The following is an 18,735-nucleotide window of genomic DNA, read 5'->3' as shown; positions in this document are numbered from 1 at the left end:
TCTAACCCGCCTCCCCTCGATATACCGACCGCTGGCGTAGCTTGGCGCCTCTCGGGGCTCACAGCGCCTCACAGACGGCCGGGTGCTTCTCAGCTCAGCGGCTGTTCCAGGTAGTCGAGCAGCGTGCGCACGGCCTGGGCTTCGTCGTCCTCCGAAAGACCGAGCCAGGGGCGGGCCGGGATGTCTCCCCACAGGTGAGGAAAATCCGCCTGGGTGCCGCCGAAGTGCATCATCGCGCCATAGACGCGGTCGGTGCCGAACTCAAGGTAGTCGGGGCCGGCATCGTAGCGCAGGGTGTCGCGCAGGTGGCCGTTGAGGACCAGGATCTCATCCTTGCGACGCGGCTTGTGCTCGCGATAGGCGTCGGAGAGGGGCGCCCAGGGCTGGCCATCGGGGGAGACCTGCTGGTCGAAGCGGTCGCGGTGGGCGCGGTCGAGATCCTCGCCGATCGCCTTGAACGCCGCCTGGGCGTCCCTCCCGCGCTCGATCAGCTCGCCCAGGGCGCGCTTGACGCGCTCGTCGTTGATCTCGACATCGAGTCTGACGCCTGCCATCAGTCCTCCTCCCCACGGCGGTAGAGCCGCACGCCTTGCCGCCACTCGTTGAGCGCGTCGAGATCCTCGAGGCGCTGACCGCTCCAGCCGTCGCGCCCCCAGTCGACCAGCACCAGGCCCTCCTCGCCGCCGGGTAGCACCAGGCGGGCCAGGTAGCGGCGGCGCAGGCGCGGGCGCTGGTCGTCATCGCTGCCCAGGTCCAGCGCCGTCCAGATCTCGTCGGGGCGGCGCAGCGTCTCGGCCAGCATGGCCAGCTCCCGGCCGCCGACACCGGGCAGGGTCACCCCGCCCCGGCCGTCGTCGAACAGGGCATCGCTGATGGCCAGCGGCTCGCCCACGGCATCTTCGAAGCGCGCGGCGTCACCGCCGCGACGGGTGCCAAAGGCGGCGAGAAAGTCATCGACGTAGGCCTCCGGCGCCTGGTCCGCACCGAACGGCGCGGTTTCGTCGTCGCGATAGTCGGGCAGCGGATCGCCGGCCCGGCGTGCGGGCAGGCTGCGCCCCGGGCGGCCGGCGGGCGTTCCCAGGGGCGAGGGGCTGAGCGCTCGACCGCGGCCGCTGCCGGGGCGGTGCTCGAAGCCGGGGTCGATGCCGCGAGGCACGCGCACGGTGCGCGGGCTGGGGCCGTTCTCGCCGACCGTGCGCTCTTCCCAGTCGATCTCCGGCCCCTGCTCGGAGACGGTGTAGCCTTCGCGCTCCGCCTGCTCGCGGCTGATCATGTACTTCTTGCAGCTGCAGCCCCAGCCGTTCTTGGGGCTCCAGACGTCCCACCAGGGGTCGTCCAGCGGCACCACCTTGCCGTCGTGGGCCAGGTGCTCGGGGCGCGGGTCGTCGCTGCCGCCATGGCGGTAGAGCCCGAAGGGGCGCAGGCGGCGCAGCTCGGGGTCGGCCATCTGCGCCTCGCGCCCGGCGTGGTAGCTCTGCATCAGGTTGGTCTCGAAGATCAACCGGCTGCGCCAGCCGCGGCTGCCGCGGTAGGACCAGCCATGGCGCTTGACGATGTCGTCGAAGTCGCGGCGGAAGTCGGCGATGGTGCCGCCCTCTTCGATCACCCGGCGGATCGAGCGCTGGAAGTCCTCGACGATGGCCTGACGGCTGGCCCCGGCGACCATGAACGCCTGGTCGTGCTCGGCGCCGTAGATGTCGGTCCAGGTGCGGGTGGGCACGGCCACCTGCTCGCGCAGGTAGTCGAGCTGCTCGCGAAACGGCAGGTTGCCGTAGCGCACCGCCATCAGCGCACCTCCTCGAGGAGGTCATGGCGGCCGGCGAGCTGGGCGGCGGCCAGGGCATCGCCCATGATCTCGGCGAAGTCGTCCAGGGGCAGCTCGCCGGCGAGCTCGACCAGGCGGGCCTGGAGATCCTCGAGGCTCTCGGCTTCGTCCACGGCGGTGCGGATGGCGTCGATCTGCGCCTCGATGGCCGGCGCGGCCGCCTCTTCCAGGGTGGCCAGCTGGGCGGCCTGCTCCTCGCCGTCGCGGGTGGGCTCGTCTTCGCGCAACACGGCCAGGCGCGGTCGCTGGGCTGCTGCCGCCGTCAGCGCGCCGAAGGGCGAGGGCTGGGCCGGCTTGGTCAGCACCTCCTCGCCCTCCTGCGCCTTGGGAATGCCACTCTTCTCGTGGAACCACCAGGTGGGAATCTGGGCGCCCATGTCGATGTATTTCGGCAATACCTCGGCGAGCACCTTGAGGTCCTCTGTTTCGCCGACATCCAAATAGAAGCGCGGCGCCCGCTGGGGCCGCTCGATGCCGAAGTTCAAGGCGGCCATGGGCCACAGGATGTCGCGACGGATGCTGCCGGCGTACTGGCGCACGTCGGAGCGGATCAGGCTCATCTGCCCGCGCTCGTGCACGTTGCCGAGCGCATTGGTGTTGGTGCCCTCGCCAGTGCCACTGGTCAGGGTGCCGCCCAAGATCGCTTTCGCTTTGGCGCGCTCGCACCACTCCATCATGGTCTTGTAGACGTCGGCGCTTGATCCTTTGCCGGCGGCTTCCAGGAAGTCGACGCTCATCCCTTCGGGGATGATGCCGCGGGCATCCTTGCCCATGCTGACCACCGCTTTCAGCAAGGTGGCTTTTTCCTTGTCGGTGGCGTTGCGCGGGTACTTGCCGACCACGGTGGGCAGGCCGTAGATCTCCAGCAGCTCGGCGAGGTCGCCCAGGGCGTAGTTCTGGAACAGGTACGGCCACGCCAGCATGCGGTGGAGCCCCATGCGGGCGATGTAGCCCGCCTTGGCGCGGTGGCGGTGCTGGACCCAGCCGAGCGGCCACAGCGCGTCGCCGGTGGCGCTGTGGTCGCGCAGGGTGATCCGGTTCTGGTCGTCGGGGTGCAGGCGGAACCAGCTGTGCGGCCGCAGGATGGGCTGCTCGATGTAGCGGATGGCGCCGTCGCGTGCCCAGGGCAGCTCCAGGTTGGCCCAGCCGTGGCCGACGCCGCTGCCGAGATCCAGGATCAGGTCCTCGACCTCGAGGGCGCTGAATACCTCGGCGGCCTGCTCGGTGGCCTTCTTCTCGGCGCGATTGGCCCCGTCCGGCGGCACGATCTGCCATTCGAGCTCCGCGGCGAGCTGGCGGCGCTTGCCCAGGTCGGCGCCGATCTGGCTGTCCTTCTCCTCCATGTCGTCGAACAGTTCGTGCTGGGCCTTCAGGTGGCCCTGCTCGGCCTCTTCGAGGATCCGGTAGAGCCGCGCCGGGGTCAGCCCTTTCGAGGGATGCTCGGCGAACTCCCGCTTGAGCTGGCCAATGCGGGCGCCGCCGGCGGTGTCGTCGTCGGTCTGCTGCTCATCGAGGGCCCGGATGTCGTCGGCGTCGCCGCCCAGCAGGCGCTTGATCCGTTGTGTGATGCTTACCATGCGCCACTTCCCCAGTCGGTTGTCAGTTCGTCGTCGTCATCGGGATCGAACGCGCCGGTGGCGCCCTGGGGCACGCGGATGAAGTCGATCTCGGTAACGTCCAGGTCGGCGGCATGATCGGCCAATACGCAGGCCATGGCGCCGTCACCGTGGCGCTGGCCGCTGGTCTTTCCTTCCGGCAGCCGCGCCACGCCGCGCACCAGTTGAAAGGCACGGTGATCCTCCACCAGGTCATCGTCGAGCGGCAGGGTGATGGTGGCGTCCTCGAAACGCGCCTTGTAGCGCGGCATACGCTCGCGATACCAGTTCTCGGTGGCCTGCACCTGGTCGACGATTCCGCCCCATTCGTCGTGGGCCGTTTCGCCGATGTAGGCGCCGTTGCCCCGGCTATCGATCGCCACGCCACTGAGCCGCGGCAAACTGTTGCCGATCGCGAACAGAACCTGCTCCTGCTGTTTGAACGGCACGTTGTGCATCTCCATCAGGAAGGGCACGGTGCGGTGCAGGGTCTCGCCAATCTCCATGGGGGCGATCACTGAGAGGTCGCCGGAGCGGGCGAAGTCCTGGCCCAGAGCGTGGCGTCGGCGCGGGTTGAGCTGGCGCAGCAGGGGTGTGAGGTTGTCGCGTATCCAGTCCTCCATCTCGGCGGCGCGGGCCGGTTCCGGCAGGGCGTTGAACGCCTTGGTGCCGTCGAAGCGCAGCACCGGGGCCGGGGCCATGCAGGCCTCGATCAGAGTTCGGGTGAGGTAGGCGCCGCCGCCCTGCGCGGGGATGCAGAACAGCTCCTCGTCGTGGTTGGGCTTGTAGCGGTTGATCATCTGCTGGCGCCACTGCGCCTCGCCCTCGCGACTCCACGCCTGGCCCGTCACCTGGCAGATGCGCCGATAGAGGCCATCGGCCAGGGCCTCGTCGAAATCCACGTGGTGCAGGCTGTAGTCGTAGCGGCCCGCACGCACGTCGTTGATCAGCTCATTGAACGGGTTGTCCTCGCCGTTATGGGTGCTGATGATGCGGATCTGGCCGCCCCAGATGGTCATGGCCATGGCGGCCTTGAGCAGCTCCTGGATGTCGTCGACGAACGCCGCCTCGTCGATCACCAGCCGCTCGCCGGGCCGGCCCTTGGAGCGCAGGTTGCGCGGGTTGGAGGTGAACGCCTGGATGACATTCCCGCTGTCGAACTTGATGGTGTAGGTCAGCACCTGGCGGTCGTCGACCTCGATCACCGATTCGTCGATCTGGCTGGCGGCCATCTGGTAGGCCTTGGCCCACCCCGCGCAGTCCTGGATGAACCCCTGGGTCATCTCCTTGTTGTAGGAGATGTAATACACGTTGGCGCCGTCCTCAGAGGCCGCGTACAGCACATCGTCGGCCGCCTCGGCGTAGGAAAGGCCAATGCGTCGGCTTTTCTCGATCAGCTTGACCGGGCTGGTATCGGCCACCCAGCGCTGCTGGTAGCCGAGCAGGATGGCATTGCCAGCCTCCACCCCGGAACTGAGCGGATCGCGGGTCATGCCAAGCCCTCCAGAATCGCTGCACGCAGTGCCGCCGTACCCTCGCTCGACAGGCCCTGGGCGCGCCCGGCCGACTCGGCCTTGTCGGCGGCTTCCTCGGCCGCCCGTGCACGCTCCTGCTGGCGGATCAGCTCTTCGCGCTTGACGTTCTCGCTGCTGGCCTTCTCCAGGCGCGTCACCGAGAGCGAGAGCTCCTTGACCATCTCGATCACCGCGGGCATCGACTCTTTGGTGAGCTCGCCCTCCTGGAGCTTCAGTGCCAAATCGAACGCCATGGAGCGCAGCATCTCATTGACCAGGTGACCGAGTTGGCCCTGGGGCTGGGCACCGAGCTTTGCGATCCACATCTCCGCCACTTCGCGGGACTGCCTGAGCTTCTCGCCCACTTCGTTCATGCGGACTGCGTAACGGTTCACGGCGCTCTTACTGATGCGCTCGTCGTGACCCTCGACCTCGAGCAGCTCGTTGATCCGCTCCGTGGTCTCCAGCTGGGTGACGCGCGGGTCGCGCAGCAGCTCTTGCAGCTGGCTACGGATATCGTCGGGCAGGCGCTCGATGGTGCTGACGCGGGCCATCATCAGCCCTCCAGGCGCGGGCGCGCCACGCCGGGCACGCGGGCGGCCCCGGTGGCCACGTCCTGCCCGCGGGCGGTGAGGCGGGCGACCTGGATGCCGCCGGCGTCGGCCAGGGTGATCAGCCCTTGCTCCTGGAGCCAGGCCAGCTCGGTGCGTAGGCCATCGCGCGAGACCTGGTGGCCGAAGTTGCCCAGCACGCTGCGCAGCACGGCTTCGTTGTGGCTATAGCCCGGATCTTCTTCGAGCGCCTGCAGCACGATCAGCCGCTGATCGGCGGCGGTCACCTCTCGAAATGTGCTCATCAGTCCCCTCGCTTATCATTCAACAGGTGTTCATGGATCAGCCCCAGCTGACGGTTGGTGGCGCGGAACTCGCCGGCGAGGCTTTCCATTTGGCTGGCCGCTTGCGTCACCCGCTTGTGCAGGATCGCCAGATCGTGATGGGTGGGCGCCTGACCGATCTGGTTTTCGACGACATCCACCCGCCGCTCGATGCTGACGATGTGGTTGCGCACCTCCTCGAGGCGTTTTTGCGCCTCCCGATCCAGGCTGGTGATGGCCTGTGAATTTGCCTTGCTGCGCTGGGTGATGTGGGTATATACGCCCAGCAGTACCAGGCCTATCAGTTGTGTGATGTCGAAGAAGAAGCGCGCGGCGTTCCAGTCGATGGCCTCAATCATGCGGGGCCCCTTCAGTGGATGAATCTCTGGCGTTAGCGGCGCACCGCTCACCATGCCGTCTAACGCGCTCAAGGCGGGTCCATCCGCGGCTACCCCAGCGGTGCAGCTCGGTCACGTACCCGGCCACATCGCGCTGGGTGTAGTCGCCCTGGGGTCGCCGTGGCTCCGATTCGGGCTCGGTCATCCCCACCGGCGCGGCGCATATCACCGTGGTGGGCGACGGCGGCGGCTCGGGGGGTGGCTCTGGGCGTGTCGAGCAGGCCGTCAGCAACAGTGCCAGCAGCGGCACCATCGCCCATCGAACCGAGGGCACGGTAGGCCAGGTGATCCGTCCGAGCGCAGCCACCATGGCGGCTGTCAGCAGCACCAGGTGTCTCACGGCAGCGCCTCCAGGGCCTGGCGTAGCACCGGCGCCACGGGGCCGTCGTCCTCGGCCGGGGCCTGGCGGATGCGGCGCTGGATCTCGCGGTAGTCGGCGTCACGCTCGGCCAGTGCCGCCTGCAGCTCGGCCACCGCGGCCTCGGCCTGGCGGGCGCGCTCCTGGGCGGCGCGTTGCTGCTCGAGCAGTTGCTGGGTGCGCTGCTGCCAGCGGTCGCGGTTGGCGGTCATCGTCGCCAGCTCCTGGGCCAGCGCCTCTTGCTCGGCGATGCGAGCCTCCCAGGCGGTTACGCCCCACCAGCCCACCCCCCCGGCGGCGACCAGGCCGATCACGACCGCCCATACCCAGGCGGGCACGACTCTGCCGAGCAGCTTCACGAACATGGCGCCCCTCCCTGCCAGCCTGCTCGGTCGTAGCGTGGGGTCAGCTCGAGCAGGATGTGGCGCACGTAGTGGCGGTTCTCTCGCTGGGCCCAACTGGCCCGGGCGGTGTAACGCTCCACGCTGCCGAACCACACGCGGGGATCGTCGCCGGCGGCACGGGCAAGGCGCCGGTCGCGGTTCACCCAGCCGAGCCCGCCGTTATAGGCCGAGAGCGTCATGGCCCAGCGCTGGCACGGGTCCGCGGCGTCGATGCGCCGCCAGTGGAACCGGTTGTAGCGAGCCTGGGCGCGCATGGCCCAGCCGGGGGAGTACGGCGCGGCCCGGCCGAGGTCGGGGTAGAGCTCGGCAATCCAGGCACTGGTCGAAGGCATGAACTGGCTGAGGCCCTGGGCGCCCACGGGGCTGTCGACGCCGGGCCGCCAGGCGCTCTCCTGGTGGATCTGCGCGGCGTGCAGCGCCACCCGGCCATCCAGGCCCCACTCTTGCTGCACCACGCGGGTCAGCTCGCGCTGGTAGTGCTGGGCGGTGGCGGGGATCGATCCACCGAATGCGCCCTGGGCGCTGACTGCCAACAAAGCGAGCAACAGCAGCGCGATGCCGGTGCGGGTACGCAGCCCGCAGAACACCACCCAGCCCAGGGCAATGAGGATCGCCCAGCCAATGGCCAGGCCGTTACTGAAGTCCTCGAGGACACGCTCGCGCGCTCGGTTCATGCCCGCGGCCCTCCTGTCGCCTGGAGTACACGCACCGCGAGACCCTTCAAGCGATATGCCTCCGCGAGATCCCCCGCCTCCCTGGCAGCGGCCAGCCTCTCGGCGACCAGCCCGCCGAGATCGCACAGCAGTGCGTAGCACTCGGGGTCGTGCCCCCAGCGTGTGCAGCGCTCACACTGAGTCGCGTAGTTGACCTCTTCGGCGGTGAGCGTGGCGCCGCAGTCGCAGCGAGCAGGCTCGTGCGGCGGCTCCGGTTCGGGTTCCGGCTCAGGCTCGTGTGTCGGCTCGGGATCGGGCGGGGGCGCTGGCGTCGCGGCGGGTTTGGCACTGCCGGGGGCATCGGGCTGCTCGAGCTCGACACGGCCGGCATCGGTGAGCACCAGGCCGCTGCCGCGCAGATCCTGCCGTAGGGCGATCAGGCCGGCGGAACGTAGGCCTTTCAACTTGCGTTCGACATCCTGCTGGTCGCGCTCGCTGCCTGCGTTGACGGCAATCGCGACTAGATGGATGGGCACAGGGCCGCGGCGCTCCCGGCTCTCTGCCTGGATTGCCCCCAGGATGGCGCGGCGAGAGGCGGCCACGTTACACCCCCAGCCCGAGGGCGATTAGCGCCGCAGCGATGATAACGGCGCGACGAAGGGTGGCGAGCGATGCTTCACGCCGCCACCTGCTGGCGGATAGGGCAGCTTCTTCACGGGTCGTGCCTGAGACATGGACCGCTTTGCTGAAAAGCTCATGCGGGCGGGCATAGGGGAACAGCGAGCGGTCGATCCAGTAGCCCAGGTAGGCGCCGAAGCTCAGCTTTGTCAGCGACCAGAGCAGAACGCCAAGCTGGTGTGGATAGAGCACGCCGACGATGGCGGCCATGATCAGGGCAGCGACCAACCAGGGGCCGAGCCGGAGCTTGTCGAAGAGGGAGTGACGGGTCATGGAGGCCTCGTGCGCTGATGATTAGGTCGGATTCGTATGAATGACCTTCAGGCTAGAGGCGGGCGATTATTCGGCGGGAATCAAGCGGTTTAGGAAGTTGCGAAGTGGTGGAAAGCGGGACAGCACCACGGCCGGCAGTCTATCCCTGCCGGCTGTGGCGCTCAAACATATCCGGCTGCATGCGAGCGCGGGCGAGCTTGCGCTGCTCGGCGAGGATGGAATAGATCTGCACCTCGGTGAGGTGGTAGCGCCCGGCCAGGTCCGAGACATTGGTGCCGTCGTGACGTTCCCAGATCTCGCGGTCGCGCAGGGCACGGTCGAGCTGGTCGCCCTTGGGCACGTAGAAGCTGCGCCCGCCGGCGAACTGGGCCAGGGCACGCACGGCGCGGAAGGCGCGCGCCCGGGCGGTCTCCTCATCATCGCCAGCGCGACGGTGGGCCGCCTCGATGACCATCAGCATATCGGTGAGCCCCTGGGGCCATTTCTTGAGGATCTCGGGATCCTGCAGTCGCTCCAGGGCGTCGTCGGGGATCTCGAAGCCCATGTCCAGGTTGTCGTCTGCCATCAGCCTTCACCTCCATGCCGCTTGTTGTCGATGATCAGCGCCTGCAACAGCTTGTGCAGCTGGGCATCGTCGAGCCAGTCGACGCGCTCGACCTGGAACATGCGTTGGGCCATGGCGTCGGCATAGGCCCAAGGGCGGCCGGCATCGGCCAGCAGCGCCTCGACCTTGCCCATGACGACCTGGCGAGTGGCCGGCGGGCGCGGCGCCTTGCGCCCGGCCTTCTTCGCCGGCTTGGGCTCCCAGCCCAGGCGCTTGAACTCGGCGAGCACATTGCCGACGTTGCGGTTGGTGAGCTGTTTGGCACTGCTCACCCCGGCGGTGCGGGCCAGGATGGCGCGGTAGTCCTCGTCGCTCAGGCCAAGCTGCTGCTTGGCGATGTGGATCTGGGCGAGCTTGCCGCGGGAGATCATGAGTCGCTCCCGATTGCGGCTTGGCGGCTGCCGGTCACGCCCTGGTGGAAGCTGACCTTCTTGCCGTCGGCGCGCCCCTGGTGCCAGGCGTCATAGTCGTGGCTACGCATGCCCTTGGTGTTGTCGCGCGCCTGGCGTGACTCCAGCGGCGTCTCCCAGCGATGGGCTTTGTAGGCAGCGATGGCCTGGTCCTCGGCTTCGCTGCGCTGGTGCGGCACCACCTGGCGGGCCACGGCATCCACCCAGGCCTGGGCGTAGAGGTCGCCCCGGCGCACCTTGGTGGCGCGCTTGAGGCGCTTGTTGAGGGTGGCCAGGTAGGCGTTGCGGTCGCGCTTGAGCTGGCGGCCGAGCACCGCGAAGGCGTAGCCGGCCACTTCGGCGGCGCCGTTCAGGCCGTAGAACTCGACGGCACCCACCCAGCGATCACCGTGCGGCCTGGCCGAATAGACCAGCTCGGCGCCGAAGGCCGCGGCGACCATGTTGGCCAGCATGGCCACGTGAGTCGGCGGCGTTTTGCCAGCGCCGGCCTTGGCCTTGTGACTCTCGACGTCGCTGATCGCGAGCGTCTCGCTGGTGATGCCGTGGCGCGCCATCAGCTTCTGCGCCTGGCGCATCGCCGCGGCGGCCTCGTGGGCCTCGCTGGACTTGGCCAGGGCGAGGCACTTCTTGATCTTGTCGAGGATCTTGCGGTCCATCATGGGCTCCTGGTTGGCTGCTCATCAGGCCCGGCGCACCACCGCCGGACGACGCCCCGCGCGGGGGCGTTTCGCTTAGCTGCCGCTGCCGGCGGCGAAGTAGAGGGTCATGGCGATCAGCAGGCCGAACCACTCCGGGGCCATGTCCATGGCATGCCCATAGCCGCCCAGCCAGGCGAAGAGCCCCAGCAGGGCGCAGCACAGGCCGCGGGTGAAGTTCACGCCTCACCTCCCAGTGGCACTACCTGGAAGCGGTAGAGCACGCCGGCCTCGCTATCGCCGGGCTGCGCCTCGAGGCGCTCCAGGCGGTGCTTGTTCTCGCCGGCGAGCTTGTCGGCGCAGCGGCGGGCGGCCTCCATCGGGCTCCAGCTGCAGGTGGCGCGTTGGCCGCCGCCGCTAGCGGCGTAGCTGTCGCCGTTGGCACGGCGAATGCGGATCTCGGTTGGTAGCTTGCTCATCTCACACCCCCGCGATGTCGAGGCTGATGGGCCGGTAGTGGCCGTTGGCGTCGCGCTCGTAGATGCGCACGTAGCTCTTGCTGCCGGTCACCTGGACCGCGTCGCTGATCGCGTCCATGGCCTTTAGCCAGCGCTTGTCCTGGATATTGAAACGGCGGCGAAGGCCCAGAACTTCGCCGGTGCGGATCTTGCCGGCCTGGTCGACGCGGAAGGCGTCCTGGACGATCTGCACAAGCTCCGGGCGGGCATCGGAGACCCACTCCGTGAGGCACTCGTCGATCAGCGCCTTGGCGGCCTGCAGCCTCTCATCGAAGGTGATCAGGTCCTGCATCGCCCGCACCACCTTGTACTGGCCGTCGAAGCTGAGCAGCTGGACGTTGCCCTTACGACCGCCGAGCTGGACGTCGTACTCCTGGGCGCTCGTCTCCACGAAGGCCTGGATCTCGCTGAAGGTGTCGGCCTTGAAGTCGCGCAACTGGTCGCGCAGCTCGGTGGCGCGGTCGACGATGGCGAGTACCAGCTCGTCGCGGACCTTGTCGATCTCCTTGATCTGGTCTTCGGGTACCAGGCGACCCTTGGCGTCCTGGCGGAACCCTTCGGGAATCTGCTGTTGTTGAGCGGTCATGATGCGGTCCTCTCGGTTTGCTCTTGCTGGATCTCTTTGGTGACGGCGTCGAAGGCGGCCATGTAGCGGGCGGTATCCGGCCCGTGCAGGCAGACCAGGGCGGCGAACGGCTCGAACTGGTGGCGGCGGGTGATGGCCACCGCCACGTTCGGCGACTGCTCGGCGCCCAGGTCGCGCAGCAGCTGGCTGACGCTGGCCTCGCCGATCTCGTCGGTGTCGATCAGCCGCAGGACGGGGTTGACGGTATCCATCTCAGGCACCTCGCTTGCTGAAATTGCTGTTGTTGCGGCGCTCGTAACGGTGGTGGTGCAGCGGCTCGATGACGGCGCCGTTGCGCCGCGGCAGGTGGGCGACCTCGCGCTCGGCGGCCTCGGCATCGGCCCGCCACTGAGCGAGCAGCTCGCGCCAGTCCTGCCAGTTCTCGGGCAGGCCGGTGGCCTCGCCGCCGTCGCCGCGTGGGGCGAGGCCGGTATCCCATCCCCACCACAGGCGCAGGGCGACGGCACGCTGCGCGGCCAGCGGGGGCTCGGGCTCCAGGGCGCGCGCCTCGTAGCGCTCGGGGTGGGCCAGGTACTGCGCCAGGTTCACGCCGTGGCGGGCGAGCCGCAGGGCGATGAAGCGGTCGGCGTAGTGTTCGAGATAGGCATCGCTGTAGAGAGTCATGCGTCACCGTCCTCGGCGCCGGGGGCGCCTTTCAGCAGTTGGCCGATGGAGTGTTGGCCGCGGCGTTGCGCCGGCCCGGGATGGCTGGATTGGCCACCCTTGCCCTGGGCGGCCAGACGTTGGTGCTCGGCCAGAACGTCTTCGGTGGAGCGCTCGCGAATGGCGGCTGCCGCCGGTTTCACGCCCGGTTTGGCACCGCTGCGGGCCGCCTCTTCACGCTGCTTTTCCGCTTGGGCATCGAGCCGGTCGGCTTCGGTGGCCACCACCTCGTAGAGGTAGCCGTGGCCGGAAAGGGGCAGCTTGCTCGGCGGGCGCTCGAGGATCTGATCGAAGGCGGCGATCCACGCCTGCAGAGGCGCGGGCCGACTCACCCCCTTGCGCTCGATGCGCCCACTGGTGATCGTGTCGCGCAGCTCGGCGAGCAGTCGCACCGCCTTGGCACCGGCCAGGGCCCGGCTGGGCGGCCGGTGCAGGCCCAGGTAGCGCACCACGCGGGGGCCGAGAATGGCGGGGATCTCCAGTGCGGCGGCCAACGCCTGGTTGTGCTCGCCCTGGGTGACGAAGGCGGCCAGGTCGGCGCTCATGCCGCACTCGGGGCAAATGCCGCGGATGGTCATTGGTCACCTCCCTGCGGGTTGTGTGGGCATCCCTGACAGATCCGCCAGGCGCGCATCGCCATGGGGTTATGGGTCGGTGCCGGGCGGTGGCGGAACTCGTGGCACGCTTCGGCGCTGATGCGCTTGCCCTGCGCGGGACACTCGCGGCCGTCCAGGGCGTCGATCACGCGCTGTTCGATGCCGCCCGTGCTGGGGCTGGGGTAGCGGTTGGCCAGTGCCAAAGAGACCGCGCTGCGCGACATGCCGATACGCTTGCCGGCCTCGGTGCGGTTGCTGGCCTCCACTTCGGCGGCGAGCAAACGTATCCAGCGTGGGGGCTCGTCGCCCCAGGCGGAGAGGTCCACCGGGCGGGTGCGGCGTGCAGCACTCATGGCTCACCCCCTTCGGTCTGGGTGACCCGCGTGTAGACGACTTCTCCGGTATTGGGGTCGTAGAGCTGCTTGGTGCGCTGGATCATTGGCGCCAGCGGGCCGGTCCAGCGGCTGGGCATTAGCCGGTAGCGCTCCGGCACCCCGGGGCTGGCCTCACGCGTCACGCTCAGGTAGCCGGCATCGCGCAGGAAGTAGCAGTAGTCGCGGGCGGTGTGCTCGGCGATGGGCACCGCCGGCGTGCTGGCGGCATCGGCCAGCTGGGCGGCGGTGAACTCGCCGATGATCTTGAGCGTGCGCCACAGCTGCTCGCGGCCTCGGCCGGCCATGGGCTCGCTGCCGTCGCGGCGCACCCGCGGGGCCTCGACGCCGATGTCCCGCACCAGGGTGTAGTGCACGTAGGTGCCGGAGACGCGCGGCGCGTCGCTGCGCTTGAGATAGCCGGCCTTTTCCAGCCCCATCAGGTAGTCGCGCACGCGACCCTTGGGGGCGTCGTGGCTGATCACCAGCCAGACGTCACGCACGGTGATGTCCTGGCCGTCGGCGTGCAGGGCGCGGATGGCTTCCCACATGGCCTGGCGGTCGCCCTTGGGACCGGGGGCTTTCAGGTGTACGGGCTTGCGACTCATGCTCAGCCCCTCCGTGCCGGCGGCTGGCCGGTGTGGATCTCGCGGTCTCCCCACGCGGCCAGATCGACGCGATCCCAGCCGTTGGCTAGGGCTTCGGAGTGAATCTGGTAGAGGTTGACGGCTACCCGGCGCAGGCATCCCTTCACGCGCTGATTGACGGCGTCGAGCAGGTCGTCGGCGATCTCGATGTCGGGATAGGACCGTTCGGCCAGGGCAGAGACGTCATCGAGGCTGGCGGCCTGAGCGGGCACCCATTCCAGAACCCGGTTGTGCAGGCGTTCCAGGCGCGACATCGACGCGGGCACGCGCTCTTCACCGATCAGGATCAACGTTCCCTGGCTGGCGTTGTAGATGTCGGTGAGCACGTTGGCCGCGGCCTTGTCGATGACGTACTGCACGTCGTCGACGATCAGCGGACGCCCGGAGCGGCTGAGCTGCTCGGCGATCTGGTCGACCATCTCGGAGAGCGTGCGCATCGGGATGATGCCCATCTCGCGCAGGATCGCGATCACGAACGCTTTTTTCGTCCAGCTCTCGCGGCATTCCACGTAGTAGGCGCGGTGCAGGTTGGCGGCATGGGCGGCGGCCAGGCTCTTGCCGTAGCCGCTGGGGCCGTACATCACCACCAGGCCGGGCAGTTCCAGCGGCCGGTTGGCCGCACTCTCGACGGCGCTGGCCAGCAGCGCGACGTTGGTGAGTGGTACAATGGTGTTGACGCTCATCTGAGTTCCTCTTTACTGAGCTTGGGTGTCATGGGCCATGCCCTTACATGGCCCGCCGGGTGCGGGCGGGTGGCTGCCCGTCCGCATCCATCACTTTCGCGATGGCGCGAAAATCGTTGTGCTTCTGATAGGTCGCGTGCCAGCGAATCGCCGCTGCAGGCAGTTCTTTCCCTTCCTGAATCTGGGCATCCAGCCGGTGCCAAAGCCGGTACCGCTCGACCTTGTTCTGCGGGATCTCGAAGCGCTGCATCTCGTCGGCTTCCAGGCGCTTGGCATAGGCGCGAGCCTGCTCGATACGACGCTCTTGATGGTGGGTGGCGGGGGCGGCCGGCTCGATGGCGCGGATCTCGACGTCCTTGCCGGTGAGGGTCTTGGCCTTCTTCGCCAGGGTGTTGAGCTGGCCTTGCCGACGCTTGTCGGCGGCGCGCTGGATCATCGCCTGCGGCATGGCCGCGGTGGCGTTGCCGTCGAGGATGGCCTCGCCGATCCACTCGCCGTCCAGGGTGTAGACGCCCACGCGGCTGGCATCGCGGTAGTCCCAGGCCACCTTGACCTCGTCGCCGTGGAAGTCGCGCAGCGCCTCCAGGAAGTAGATGCCGCCGGCAAAGCGCACCTCGCCGCGGTGGGTCTTGCGGGTCTCCTGGGGGCGCACCAGCGAGGCGACCACGTCGGCCGGGGCAGTAATGGCCTCGAAGCCTTCGGCCTCGGCACTCTTCCACGCTTCCATGGGGCTCCGATGGCGCAGTTTGCCGGTCTCCAGGTCGCGGATCTTGGGCAGTGCGGAATGCGGCCGGTAGTTGTAGGCATCCAGGGCGGCATTCAGCCGGTCGAAGAAGCTCTGGAAGTCGGGAAGCTGTGCCGGCTTGAGACCTTCCTTGATGGCCTTGCGCGAGAGCTTGTGCACGCGATTGGCGGCCTCGGGGTCCATGTCGGCGCCGATATAGCTGTCCAGGCTCTTGGCCAGGCGCACAAGAATCGACTGGTGCGGGCGCTCGATGACGCCGCGGGCCTGCGAGTTGTAGGGCAGCGAGTGGGTGATGGTGCCGCCGAGCCGGTCGACCACTTCATAGACGCTGGCGTTGTCGAAGCCGCTGCCATTGTCGACGTAGAACAGGGCGAACATCCCGACACGGCTGACGGCATCGCGCAGGGCATCCAGGGTGGCCAAGGTGCTCTCCGCCAGGTTGATGGCGAAGCCCACGATGCGGCGCGTGGCCCAGTCGATGATCATCGTCACCTCGGGGCGGAAGGCCTGGCCGGTGAGCGGGTTGATCACCTCGGCATCGAAGGTATGGCCATCGGCGACCCACACATCGTTGGGCCACAGCCCGTCGGTGCTGCGCCGCTTGAAGGGCTGCAGCGCCTTGAGCTCTCGCGGGCCCATGCGACCGCGCTCCCGCGCCTCCGGGCTGAGCTTGGCCAGCCAGCGGCGCACCTGGTGGATGGAGGGATGCGGCGGCTCGGTCTGCTCGACCAGCAGCTGATAGGCGGCCTCGACCGACGGCTTCTGCGGGCGCTGGTAGCGCTTGAGGAACTCTCCCGCCCAGGGCGGCACGCTCATGTCCGCCTTGCGGCGCTTGGGTGCCAGGCCACGCTCGCCCTGTTTCTTGAAGGCGGATACCCAGCGCTTCAGGGTCCGCTCGCTGAGGGTGCGGGTGTCGGTCTTGCGGTCGTTGGCGATCACCACCCGCTCGGCGAGGTACGGCGTTAGATCGCCGCTCTGAGCCAGGGCCACTAACGTTTCGATGGCGCGCTGCTGGCTGACCATCTGCGCCATGCGTTCGATCTCGCGCACGAAGGCCACCCGGGCGGCCATCACCCGCCGCTGGGCATCGGTCAGCTGCTCGTGGCCGGGTGCGGGCTGGCGCTCGGGCTCCGCTTCGGCCGGGGTCGGTTGGGGCTCCGCCTCGCCCACCGTGCGGGCGATCAGCGCGTTCTGGGTCTCGGTGGGCAGCACGGCGAAGCTGTATTCCAGCGCCTTGCTACCGATCCGGCGCTGAGCTTCCCAGCCATGGCGCTTTGCGAACTCGCGGACATTGCGCTCGGTGCCGGGAAGTCCAGGCAATCCGGCCAGCTCTCTGGCGGTATACCAGCCGCGAGCCATTGGAGAGGTCTGGCAGTTCATGACCGACCTCCATCGCATGGGCGGGGGTTCCGTTCTCGGTTAAGTTGAGAGGTACCAACCGAACCCAACTCAGCCGAGGAACCCCCATGACACTGCTCGAACGACTCGACGCCCTGCTGGGCTCCAGCCGTACCATCCTCGACATCGCCAGAAACGGAGGGGATGCCAAGGCTCTGGTAATAACGCTCCGTGAGCACATACAGACGCTGCGAGAAGAGCTCCTCGAGACCCGCGAGGCGGTAACGACGCTTCTTGAAGAAAAACGAGAAGTCGAGAAACAGCTGGCCAAGGCGCTGGAGTTTCAGATGGAGCGAGAGGACTACACCCTGGTAACACTTTCCACCGGGAGTGTTGTATGCACGCTCAAGCAACCGGCTAGTGGGGAACAGCAGGGTCCGATGTATTTTTGTGCCCGTTGCTTCGAGAAAGGCAGCCGAGAGATCCTGGAGGTGAAGCACACCGACTTTAACCGCGACACCTACAATTGCCCGGCGTGTGGCTCGACGGCCCTCATCCCCAATGATCGGAAGATGGAGGTCTACACCGTCCCGACGAGAAATAGTCCCCGTGGTTTCTGAGTACCTCATTCCTCTTCTCCCATCAGTCGCTTCAGCTCGCGCATGTCATGCTTCAGCTTCTCCAGCATCCGCTGGCGCTTGCCGTACTCGGCCGCCAGCGCTTCGCGGCCGTAGGCCACCCGGCCGCCGCGCAGGTGCACCAGCCAGTCGGTAAAGGCGTGGCTGTGGCACACCTCCTCGAGCAGCGGTACGCGATAGAGCGGGATGTTGTGATCGGTGCGCGCTGGCGAGCTCCAGGCATCGAGCATGTGCTTGGAGACGTCGTCGCCGGAGAGCCGGCTCATCTGAGCGGCGACCTCGTAGCGATCCACGGGACAGTCCTTCAGCACGCTACCCACCAGCTCGCTGACCTGAGCGGCGTAGTTGCCGCTGCCCGGTGTTGGCACCACGGGGGCGGGGACCTCGAAGATGTCTAACGTGGCGTCATCGCGAACACGGCGCATGGCTAGGCCTCCCGCGCCATTTGACGATGCGCGATAGCGTTAGAATCGCTATCCTGTAATCGATAGTTGTTTCGCGGCTGCAGCGTTGCGCACTTTTCCGCGCGGTTGGGCCGCTGCCGGACGGGAGTGCCATCGGCGTTCCAGCGCTCGGGCCAGATCTCCACGGGCGACAGCCCGAGTCGCTTGGCAATGGCGCGCTCCATCCGCGGGTACGGCGAATATTTGGCATTCAGCACGGCATTGCGCGTTACCTGCAGCTCGTCGGCGACCTGGGCCAGCGACGTCTGGCGGAGGCGCAACTGAAACTTCAGCCACTCCCAGCGCTGCTCGGGGTTGATCGGAATGTCGGGCTTCATGGCGTCACCTCGGTGGCGTTTTTTTGGGCTGTCTACCGTGTTCTTGCCCATAAACATAGCGAGGATATATACGCATTACAAGAGGAAATCCTCGCATCCGATTGGTTTTTCCTCGCGCCGTGCGGATATTTTTTGACTAGAAGGGAATATCAATGACTTACGGAGATTCGGATGCAAATCCCACGCGTGTTGAAGAGCATCCGTTTCCTCTCGAGAGAATCGGATGCTTCAAAGATCGGCTGAGTGAGGTGAAATCCGCGCATAGCCTGCGCGGATTTTCTAAGCTTTGCGGATTGTCAGAGGCCACGCTGCGCAGCTATCTGTCAGGTGACACGTACCCAACGCTGGATCGCCTGTTTCAAATCGCGCAAGCCGCACAGGTAGAGCCGGGATGGCTCGCCTTTGGTGATGAGCCACAGGCGCACCCAGCCGGCAGCGTCGGGGAAGCAGCTGTCAGTTATGCCAACGGCGACTACGCTTTCGTGCCTCTCTATGATGCCCAGTGCAGCGCCGGGGATGGCGCCTGGAACGAGAACTGTCGGGTGCTCACGCACCTGGCATTCACTCGCTACAGCCTACGCAAGCAGGGGCTGACACCCGAGCACCTCTCGGCGATCCGCGTGGACGGCGACTCGATGGAGCCGGTGCTGGAGGCGGGGGACACCGTGCTGATCGATCACACCAGAACGCACATCGAGGGCGAAGGCATCTACATTATCCGCCTGGACGACCACCTCTACGCCAAGCGCCTGCAGCGTAGCTTCGATGGCGTGGCGGTCATCAGTGAGAACCCGTCCTACGAGCGCATCACGGTGCCGCGCGACCGACTGCAGGAACTGGAGATCATCGGCCGCGCCGTCTGGGCGGCGGGCTGGCTTTGACCGACCGGTGTCAAAAACCCAGCAAAAA

Annotated in this window: 28 protein-coding genes and 1 other RNA gene; 2 read left to right on the top strand and 27 right to left on the bottom strand. The window is 67.6% G+C overall.

The genetic code is table 11. From position 1 onward, the window contains the following. Positions 1–89: 89 nt before the first annotated feature. From BLP96_RS15510 to BLP96_RS15395, 25 genes are all read right to left on the bottom strand, one after another. Positions 90–554, bottom strand: a complete 465-nt coding sequence (locus tag BLP96_RS15510; protein WP_089687979.1) for a phage virion morphogenesis protein — start codon at positions 552–554, stop codon at positions 90–92. Further along, a complete protein-coding gene (locus tag BLP96_RS15505; protein WP_089687977.1) occupies positions 554–1,786 on the bottom strand; it encodes a PBECR2 nuclease fold domain-containing protein in 1,233 nt (410 codons plus the stop codon). Before BLP96_RS15505 ends, BLP96_RS15510 begins: the two co-directional genes overlap by 1 nt. After that, positions 1,786–3,402: a DUF935 domain-containing protein gene (locus BLP96_RS15500; protein WP_089687975.1), complete on the bottom strand. Its 1,617-nt coding sequence runs from the start codon at positions 3,400–3,402 to the stop codon at positions 1,786–1,788. Before BLP96_RS15500 ends, BLP96_RS15505 begins: the two co-directional genes overlap by 1 nt. Next, positions 3,396–4,913, bottom strand: a complete 1,518-nt coding sequence (locus BLP96_RS15495; RefSeq protein WP_089687973.1) for a terminase large subunit domain-containing protein — start codon at positions 4,911–4,913, stop codon at positions 3,396–3,398. Before BLP96_RS15495 ends, BLP96_RS15500 begins: the two co-directional genes overlap by 7 nt. Then, complete coding sequence (locus tag BLP96_RS15490) at positions 4,910–5,491, bottom strand: DUF3486 family protein (RefSeq protein WP_245682281.1); 582 nt, start codon at positions 5,489–5,491, stop codon at positions 4,910–4,912. The genes BLP96_RS15495 and BLP96_RS15490 overlap by 4 nt, the downstream gene beginning before the upstream one ends. Then, the gene (locus BLP96_RS15485) at positions 5,491–5,790 is read right to left on the bottom strand and encodes a VpaChn25_0724 family phage protein (protein WP_089687970.1); all 300 of its coding nucleotides are present in this window, start codon (positions 5,788–5,790) and stop codon (positions 5,491–5,493) included. Before BLP96_RS15485 ends, BLP96_RS15490 begins: the two co-directional genes overlap by 1 nt. Further along, a complete protein-coding gene (locus BLP96_RS15480; protein ID WP_089687968.1) occupies positions 5,790–6,167 on the bottom strand; it encodes a DUF2730 family protein in 378 nt (125 codons plus the stop codon). The genes BLP96_RS15485 and BLP96_RS15480 overlap by 1 nt, the downstream gene beginning before the upstream one ends. Positions 6,168–6,542: 375 nt before the next feature. Next, on the bottom strand, positions 6,543–6,929 hold the full coding sequence (locus BLP96_RS15475) for a hypothetical protein (protein WP_089687965.1): 387 nt from the start codon (positions 6,927–6,929) through the stop codon (positions 6,543–6,545). Beyond that, the gene (locus BLP96_RS15470; protein ID WP_089687961.1) at positions 6,920–7,642 is read right to left on the bottom strand and encodes a transglycosylase SLT domain-containing protein; all 723 of its coding nucleotides are present in this window, start codon (positions 7,640–7,642) and stop codon (positions 6,920–6,922) included. Before BLP96_RS15470 ends, BLP96_RS15475 begins: the two co-directional genes overlap by 10 nt. After that, positions 7,639–8,223 carry a hypothetical protein gene (locus BLP96_RS15465; RefSeq protein ID WP_143005121.1) on the bottom strand — a complete coding sequence of 195 codons (585 nt, stop codon included), beginning with the start codon at positions 8,221–8,223 and terminating at the stop codon, positions 7,639–7,641. The genes BLP96_RS15470 and BLP96_RS15465 overlap by 4 nt, the downstream gene beginning before the upstream one ends. Before the next feature lies 1 nt (position 8,224). Next, positions 8,225–8,572: a putative holin gene (locus tag BLP96_RS15460; protein WP_089687954.1), complete on the bottom strand. Its 348-nt coding sequence runs from the start codon at positions 8,570–8,572 to the stop codon at positions 8,225–8,227. 139 nt (positions 8,573–8,711) lie between these two features. Continuing rightward, positions 8,712–9,137 carry a Mor transcription activator family protein gene (locus BLP96_RS15455; RefSeq protein ID WP_089687951.1) on the bottom strand — a complete coding sequence of 142 codons (426 nt, stop codon included), beginning with the start codon at positions 9,135–9,137 and terminating at the stop codon, positions 8,712–8,714. Next, positions 9,137–9,547, bottom strand: coding sequence for a gp16 family protein (locus tag BLP96_RS15450; RefSeq protein WP_089687948.1), 411 nt, complete (start codon positions 9,545–9,547; stop codon positions 9,137–9,139). The genes BLP96_RS15455 and BLP96_RS15450 overlap by 1 nt, the downstream gene beginning before the upstream one ends. Beyond that, entirely contained in the window at positions 9,544–10,242 is a 699-nt protein-coding gene (locus tag BLP96_RS15445; protein WP_176761541.1) for a DUF2786 domain-containing protein, read from the bottom strand. Before BLP96_RS15445 ends, BLP96_RS15450 begins: the two co-directional genes overlap by 4 nt. A gap of 11 nt (positions 10,243–10,253) precedes the next feature. Beyond that, an RNA gene (locus tag BLP96_RS15440) (hammerhead ribozyme type II) lies at positions 10,254–10,319 on the bottom strand. Continuing rightward, the gene (locus BLP96_RS20150; protein WP_176761540.1) at positions 10,318–10,464 is read right to left on the bottom strand and encodes a hypothetical protein; all 147 of its coding nucleotides are present in this window, start codon (positions 10,462–10,464) and stop codon (positions 10,318–10,320) included. Before BLP96_RS20150 ends, BLP96_RS15440 begins: the two co-directional genes overlap by 2 nt. After that, on the bottom strand, positions 10,461–10,700 hold the full coding sequence (locus BLP96_RS15435) for a hypothetical protein (RefSeq protein WP_089687942.1): 240 nt from the start codon (positions 10,698–10,700) through the stop codon (positions 10,461–10,463). The genes BLP96_RS20150 and BLP96_RS15435 overlap by 4 nt, the downstream gene beginning before the upstream one ends. A 1-nt stretch (position 10,701) precedes the next feature. Continuing rightward, positions 10,702–11,325: a DUF3164 family protein gene (locus BLP96_RS15430; protein ID WP_089687939.1), complete on the bottom strand. Its 624-nt coding sequence runs from the start codon at positions 11,323–11,325 to the stop codon at positions 10,702–10,704. Beyond that, positions 11,322–11,576: a hypothetical protein gene (locus BLP96_RS15425; RefSeq protein WP_089687936.1), complete on the bottom strand. Its 255-nt coding sequence runs from the start codon at positions 11,574–11,576 to the stop codon at positions 11,322–11,324. The genes BLP96_RS15430 and BLP96_RS15425 overlap by 4 nt, the downstream gene beginning before the upstream one ends. Before the next feature lies 1 nt (position 11,577). Further along, entirely contained in the window at positions 11,578–11,988 is a 411-nt protein-coding gene (locus tag BLP96_RS15420) for a hypothetical protein (RefSeq protein WP_089687933.1), read from the bottom strand. Beyond that, the gene (locus BLP96_RS15415) at positions 11,985–12,605 is read right to left on the bottom strand and encodes a hypothetical protein (RefSeq protein ID WP_089687931.1); all 621 of its coding nucleotides are present in this window, start codon (positions 12,603–12,605) and stop codon (positions 11,985–11,987) included. Before BLP96_RS15415 ends, BLP96_RS15420 begins: the two co-directional genes overlap by 4 nt. Then, entirely contained in the window at positions 12,602–12,976 is a 375-nt protein-coding gene (locus tag BLP96_RS15410) for a hypothetical protein (RefSeq protein WP_089687926.1), read from the bottom strand. The genes BLP96_RS15415 and BLP96_RS15410 overlap by 4 nt, the downstream gene beginning before the upstream one ends. Then, complete coding sequence (locus BLP96_RS15405) at positions 12,973–13,602, bottom strand: hypothetical protein (protein WP_089687923.1); 630 nt, start codon at positions 13,600–13,602, stop codon at positions 12,973–12,975. The genes BLP96_RS15410 and BLP96_RS15405 overlap by 4 nt, the downstream gene beginning before the upstream one ends. Positions 13,603–13,604: 2 nt before the next feature. Continuing rightward, on the bottom strand, positions 13,605–14,324 hold the full coding sequence (locus BLP96_RS15400; RefSeq protein ID WP_089687920.1) for an AAA family ATPase: 720 nt from the start codon (positions 14,322–14,324) through the stop codon (positions 13,605–13,607). Positions 14,325–14,367: 43 nt separating this feature from the next. Beyond that, positions 14,368–16,449: a DNA-binding protein gene (locus BLP96_RS15395; protein ID WP_176761539.1), complete on the bottom strand. Its 2,082-nt coding sequence runs from the start codon at positions 16,447–16,449 to the stop codon at positions 14,368–14,370. A gap of 86 nt (positions 16,450–16,535) precedes the next feature. Here BLP96_RS15395 and BLP96_RS15390 point away from each other — a divergent pair, with 86 nt between their 5' ends. Next, entirely contained in the window at positions 16,536–17,027 is a 492-nt protein-coding gene (locus BLP96_RS15390; RefSeq protein WP_089687913.1) for a hypothetical protein, read from the top strand. A 5-nt stretch (positions 17,028–17,032) separates the two neighbouring features. Here BLP96_RS15390 and BLP96_RS15385 read toward each other — a convergent pair whose 3' ends face one another. Then, the gene (locus BLP96_RS15385) at positions 17,033–17,470 is read right to left on the bottom strand and encodes a hypothetical protein (RefSeq protein WP_089687910.1); all 438 of its coding nucleotides are present in this window, start codon (positions 17,468–17,470) and stop codon (positions 17,033–17,035) included. A 2-nt stretch (positions 17,471–17,472) separates the two neighbouring features. After that, on the bottom strand, positions 17,473–17,826 hold the full coding sequence (locus BLP96_RS15380) for a helix-turn-helix domain-containing protein (protein ID WP_176761538.1): 354 nt from the start codon (positions 17,824–17,826) through the stop codon (positions 17,473–17,475). A 152-nt stretch (positions 17,827–17,978) separates the two neighbouring features. On the opposite strand from BLP96_RS15380, the gene BLP96_RS15375 reads away from it, so the two are divergent. After that, positions 17,979–18,707, top strand: coding sequence for a S24 family peptidase (locus tag BLP96_RS15375; RefSeq protein ID WP_089687904.1), 729 nt, complete (start codon positions 17,979–17,981; stop codon positions 18,705–18,707). Positions 18,708–18,735 lie beyond the last annotated feature (28 nt).

It is taken from the genome of Billgrantia gudaonensis (genome assembly GCF_900100195.1).
Taxonomy (GTDB): Bacteria; Pseudomonadota; Gammaproteobacteria; order Pseudomonadales; family Halomonadaceae; genus Halomonas; species Halomonas gudaonensis.
The sequence above is the reverse complement of the archived record's forward strand: the minus strand, read 5'-3'. Positions and strand labels throughout refer to the sequence as shown.